7 protein-coding genes are annotated in these 4,981 nt (G+C 53.6%); 4 read left to right on the forward strand and 3 right to left on the reverse strand.

The genetic code is table 11. The features are described from left to right. Window positions 1–87: 87 nt before the first annotated feature. The 3 genes from ACREAY_RS09700 to ACREAY_RS09710 form a co-directional block, all read right to left on the reverse strand. On the reverse strand, window positions 88–369 hold the full coding sequence (locus tag ACREAY_RS09700) for a winged helix-turn-helix domain-containing protein (RefSeq protein WP_431755571.1): 282 nt from the start codon (window positions 367–369) through the stop codon (window positions 88–90). A gap of 325 nt (window positions 370–694) precedes the next feature. Then, window positions 695–1,051, reverse strand: coding sequence for a hypothetical protein (locus tag ACREAY_RS09705; protein WP_431755572.1), 357 nt, complete (start codon window positions 1,049–1,051; stop codon window positions 695–697). Window positions 1,052–1,099: 48 nt separating this feature from the next. Beyond that, the gene (locus tag ACREAY_RS09710) at window positions 1,100–1,489 is read right to left on the reverse strand and encodes a hypothetical protein (RefSeq protein ID WP_431755573.1); all 390 of its coding nucleotides are present in this window, start codon (window positions 1,487–1,489) and stop codon (window positions 1,100–1,102) included. Between the two features lie 159 nt (window positions 1,490–1,648). Here ACREAY_RS09710 and ACREAY_RS09715 point away from each other — a divergent pair, with 159 nt between their 5' ends. The 4 genes from ACREAY_RS09715 to ACREAY_RS09730 all read left to right on the forward strand — a co-directional run. After that, on the forward strand, window positions 1,649–3,361 hold the full coding sequence (locus tag ACREAY_RS09715; RefSeq protein ID WP_431755574.1) for a succinate dehydrogenase/fumarate reductase flavoprotein subunit: 1,713 nt from the start codon (window positions 1,649–1,651) through the stop codon (window positions 3,359–3,361). Between the two features lies 1 nt (window position 3,362). Further along, the gene (locus ACREAY_RS09720) at window positions 3,363–3,815 is read left to right on the forward strand and encodes a succinate dehydrogenase (RefSeq protein WP_431755575.1); all 453 of its coding nucleotides are present in this window, start codon (window positions 3,363–3,365) and stop codon (window positions 3,813–3,815) included. Window positions 3,816–3,837: 22 nt separating this feature from the next. Beyond that, on the forward strand, window positions 3,838–4,167 hold the full coding sequence (locus tag ACREAY_RS09725) for a succinate dehydrogenase (RefSeq protein ID WP_431755577.1): 330 nt from the start codon (window positions 3,838–3,840) through the stop codon (window positions 4,165–4,167). Window positions 4,168–4,172: 5 nt separating this feature from the next. Continuing rightward, window positions 4,173–4,981 (forward strand): succinate dehydrogenase/fumarate reductase iron-sulfur subunit (locus ACREAY_RS09730; protein ID WP_431755576.1); only part of this gene is annotated, 809 nt, incomplete at its 3' end.

A 4,981-nucleotide genomic window follows, 5' to 3' on the forward strand; every position in this document is an offset into this window, starting at 1 on the left:
ATTATACATCTATGCCCTTAGATGCATCTAATAATGTGGTGTTGATAGCTAGGCCGTATAGCTGTGTGCGAATGGGAAAAAGAACCGTCACTTTGAACTATCATAATCTTCTTCAAACGGAGCTGCCTGCTCTACGTTATCGAGTATTCTTCGAAGGGCAGAATAAACCATAAGATACTCTTTTCCTCGTCCAGTTATCAGCCAGGTTTTATCCTCTCGTTTTTTAATCAGCCTTCTATCCTGCAAAAAGCGCATATATGATGAAAATTGGCTGTTGGATAGGTTGGCGAGGTATACGATGCGGGTTGACTTGGTAGGCTCGGTGGCAATTTGTAGGATGTCTGCAATGATTGCCTCTCTGGGTCTCACCCCTGGCTGGGAGGATGATGAAGTATGTGGTGGCGTACCGATAAGGAGGAAATTGACTATGAAAGAAAAATGACTAATCTAAAAATCCAAAATGAGACAATTGCCGTTTCCTTGCTAAAAGCTGACTTTAAAAAATCAATATTGTTCAAACGTCAATGAAAACATGCTGTCATCCTCGCAATCAAACTGCAGCTCAACATGAGGCCCTTTATCTCTGCCCAGTTTTGATATCTCTAGAATGGATACGGACATCTGTTCTCTTGGATTGCTTTTTGGATCTATGATTCAATGTTGGCATTTATCCAGACATGCACACAATATTGAACTAATGACTCTTGTCCGGCTCTTTTTCCATTCCCACTACCCTGAACTTGTACTGGGAGAAGCTCTGCCTGTACATGCGGGCATAGCTTTCGGCCGCCTCGTACGTCTTGAACAATTGCCTGACGCCGTCGATCGATACGCTGTCGCCGTACACGTCGGCTATGTCTACCCTGTATGCCTTGGGGAGCTTTCTCGCCTGCCTCAGCATCAGGAACATGCTCACAATGATAAACACTACCGTCACGATGCAGATTGCGATAAACTGAAATTCTCTGGCAAACGTTTCAAGCGGGCTTATGAGGTTCTGGTAGAGCCACGAATAGGTGACTGCGAATACCGCCAGCAAGTTGTCAATCATCGCTTACAAATGATTTGGTGGACTAGAACTATAAGCATTTTGGTGTCGTCACTTCTCACGACTAGCTTTTTGTATCTTTTTTGCGCCCTGGTACGCTTTAAAACCCGACTTGGCCATCTTGGCGCCCTTGACCAGCTTTATTGACATCTTGGCCAGCTTGAAGCCTGCAAACAGGGGAAGGAGCGCCAGCATGAGCAGGTCGAGCCAGTGCTTTTTGACAAACTCCTTTGAGTCGCGCACCTTGCGGTATTTCAGATAAATGTCAAGCGCGAGAGCCGCGAACATTATCCACGTAAGCCACTCCCAGAACTCTGTGATTCCGTGCGATACCGGCACCGGGCTTACATGGAGCCCGATCAGGTCCGCGTGGATGTTGATGTAGCCGGCAAAAAAGACCATCAGGAGGACTGATACGAATACGTCAAACGCCTTTTTCAACGGCCGACCTTTCAGCGGCGAACCTACTTATTATGTAAATCTCACGTCCATTGGCTAGTCGTACTAACCGCTGCTGCTGATTTGTGAGGACGCGAGTAGAGTCACAAAGATATTTAAGAGAATGCTACATGCTTGCAGCGTCGTAACCTGTGATACTATTTGGTTGACACAATATCTCATGACGTCCTCATAATCGGCTCCGGCCTTGCCGGGCTGCGCGCCGCGATTGCGGCAGCAGCTGTCGACAAGGGCCTCAGCATTGCCGTGCTGTCAAAGGTGCAAGTCATGCGGTCGCACTCTGTCTCTGCGGAAGGCGGCACTGCGGCGGTCCTTTACGAAGAGGAGGGCGACAACCAGGAATCGCACATCTATGACACGGTCAAGGGCAGCGACTTTCTTGCAGACCAGGACGTGGCAGAGCGTCTGGTGCGCAACATGCCGTTTGAAGTTTACCAGCTGGACCACTGGGGCATGCCGTGGTCGCGCCGCAAGGACGGCAGGATTGCGCAGCGCAAGTTTGGCGGCTACTCTTTTCCACGCGCGACGTACGCCCAGGACAAGGTCGGCTTTTACGAGATGCAGACCCTGTACGATACATGCCTAAAGTACGACAACATCCACTTTTACAACGAATGGTTCTGCACCTCTATCCTTCGCGACTCTGCTTTCCAGGGCGTAACTGCAATCGAGATAAAGACAGGCACCTTTACTGTCTTCAAGGCGCCTGCGGGAATAATCTGCACCGGCGGCGCGGGGAGGATCTATAGCTTTTCCACCTACGCATTCTCGTCGACGCCAGACGGCATAGACATGGCGTTTCGCGCCGGCCTTGCCATGAAGGACATGGAATTCGTCCAGTTCCACCCGACCGGCATTATGCCGTCCGGCATACTCATAACCGAGGGCGCAAGGGGCGAGGGCGGCTACCTTGTCAACAACAAGGGCGAGCGTTTCATGACCAATTATGCCCCCGGCAAGATGGAGCTGGCGCCCCGCGACGTTGTCTCGCGCTCGATGATCAAGGAGATCCTTGAGGGCCGCGGGTTCAAGCACGAGACCGGGTTTGATTGCCTGAAACTGGACCTGACACACCTCGGCGACGAGCGCATAAAGGAAGTGCTTGCAGGAATCCGAGAAATCGGGATCAAGTTCTCTGGCGTCGACATTATCGACGAGGCCATTGAAGTCCGGCCAGTGTGTCACTACATGATGGGAGGCATCCACGCCGACATTGACGGCGCCACGGAACTGCCTGGCCTCTGGGCCGCAGGCGAGGCGGCGTGCAACAGCACGCACGGGGCAAACCGGCTTGGCGCCAATTCCACTTCAGAGTGCATCGTGTGGGGAAGGATAACCGGCGAGCTTGCAGCAAAGCACGCGCAGGGCAGGAAATCGCACTCGTTTGAGGCGTCGAAGTCGCAGGTGGCAAACGAGGAAAAGCGCATCTATGACGGCCTGTTCCGGGGCTCTGGCGGCGTCAACCCCTACCAGGTGCGCAAAGAGCTGACGGACACGATGGACGACAAGGCGTATGTGTTTCGCACCGAGCAGGGCCTTTCAGAGGCGCTAAAGAAGGTCCGCGAGCTGAAGGGATTGATGTGGAAGCACGTCGACGACAAGGCCAAGGAATACAATACCAACTTTGTCAACGTCATGGAGATAGATTCAATGCTCCGTACCGCCGAAGTGGTACTCGTGGGAGCGCTGAACAGAAAAGAGTCCAGGGGCGCACATTCGCGCACAGACTATCCTACCCGTGACGACTCTAACTTTTTGGCCCACACGCTTGCCTACCACACTACGGAGGGTCCAAGGATGGTATGGCATCCTGTCACGTTCACGCGCTATGCGCCAGTGGAGAGGAAGTACTGAGATGGAAAAATCATCATCAGCCGGCGACCGCGACAACCGCGAAGGCATCATAGGTTGGCTCAACCCTAGCCGCTACGGCTGGGAGCGAGTCTCTTACTGGCTGCAGAGGCTGACCGGCGTGGGCCTGCTGGCGTATTTCGTCGGCCACATCTACGAGACCAGCAGCCTGACGCAGGGCATCGACGCCTGGAACACGATGCTAGAGCTGACGCAGACGCCGATGGGCCACATGATACTGATACTAGTAATAGGAATGAGCACGTTCCACTCTGCAAATGGCATACGCCTGGTATTCACGCACGGCGGCAAGGGGCTTGGCAACCCTGGAAGGCCCGACTACCCCTACGACGCGGCGTCGCTCAACTATAGGCAAAAATCCGGTATATGGATAGCGCTCATACTTGCAGCCGTTGCGATGATGTACGGCGCATCGGTGCTGTTTGGAGGCGAATAGCTTGCTCAGAGAAAGCCAGATAATGAAAATCCACTACATAACGGGCATAGGCGCCCTGTTTGTGGTGGCAGTGCACATCATGATGCGGCTGGTGATGCCATACAACCTGAGCCTGGAATACGAAAACGTCATTGCCAACTACCACAACCTGCCGTATGCGGTATTGCTAGAATCGATACTCGTGCTCATTGCCATCCACGGCTTTAACGGCCTGCGCATTATCCTGCTTGAGATGAGGCAGAGCAAGAACTGGGAGGGCTTTGTGACAATACTCACGATAGCAGGGATGATAGGCATAATTGGGTACGGGACCCGGACCATAATCGTGGCAAACGGGCTATCCCTAGGGTGACAATAATGACAGATACCATAGTAGAAAAACTCGAACACCTTGACAAAAAGCGCTCAAAGGCGCACAAGGAAAAAGAGATCCTGCGCTCGTCGGTAACCCTCAAGGTCATGCGGGCCAACAGGGCGGCAGGCGAAAAGCCGCATTATGACACCTTTGACGTGCCGGTGCAGCGCTCCACCACGGTGCTCGACGCCCTCCTCCACGCCAAGCAGTACAACGACCATAGCATCGGCATACGCTACTCCTGCAGGATGGCATCGTGCGGCTCGTGCGGCATGAAGATAAATGGCATCCCCCGGCTTGCCTGCTATACCAAGGTGTCGGAACTCGAAGGCGGCGTCATCACGTGCGAGCCGCTGGCCAACTTTCCGCACATGCGCGACCTTGTTACAGACTTTTCCCAGTTCTTTGATCACCACAGGAACGTCCAGCCGTACATCCACCACGACAAGGCCGACATGGACACGCAGCAGGTCAACAAGATGTCAGAGTTCATGCAGAGCCCCGAAGATGTCGACAAGTTCCTGCAATTTTCGTACTGCATAAAGTGCGGGCTGTGCTACTCTGCCTGCCCAACGGTGGCGATGGACACCAAGTTCCCCGGCCCTCAGGCGCTTGCGCAGGCGTACAGGTATTTCGCCGACAACCGCGACGACGCCACAAAGGACCGGCTCGACATCGTCGACGACAAGCACGGCATATTCCGCTGCCACTTTGCAGGCTCGTGCAGCACGGTCTGCCCCAAGGGCGTAGACCCTGCGCTTGGCATCCAGCTTTTGCGCGGCCACCTGATGGGCTTTGCCAAGGGCGAGAA

The organism is Nitrososphaera sp. (assembly GCF_050748925.1).
In the GTDB taxonomy this organism is placed as follows: Archaea; Thermoproteota; Nitrososphaeria; order Nitrososphaerales; family Nitrososphaeraceae; genus Nitrososphaera.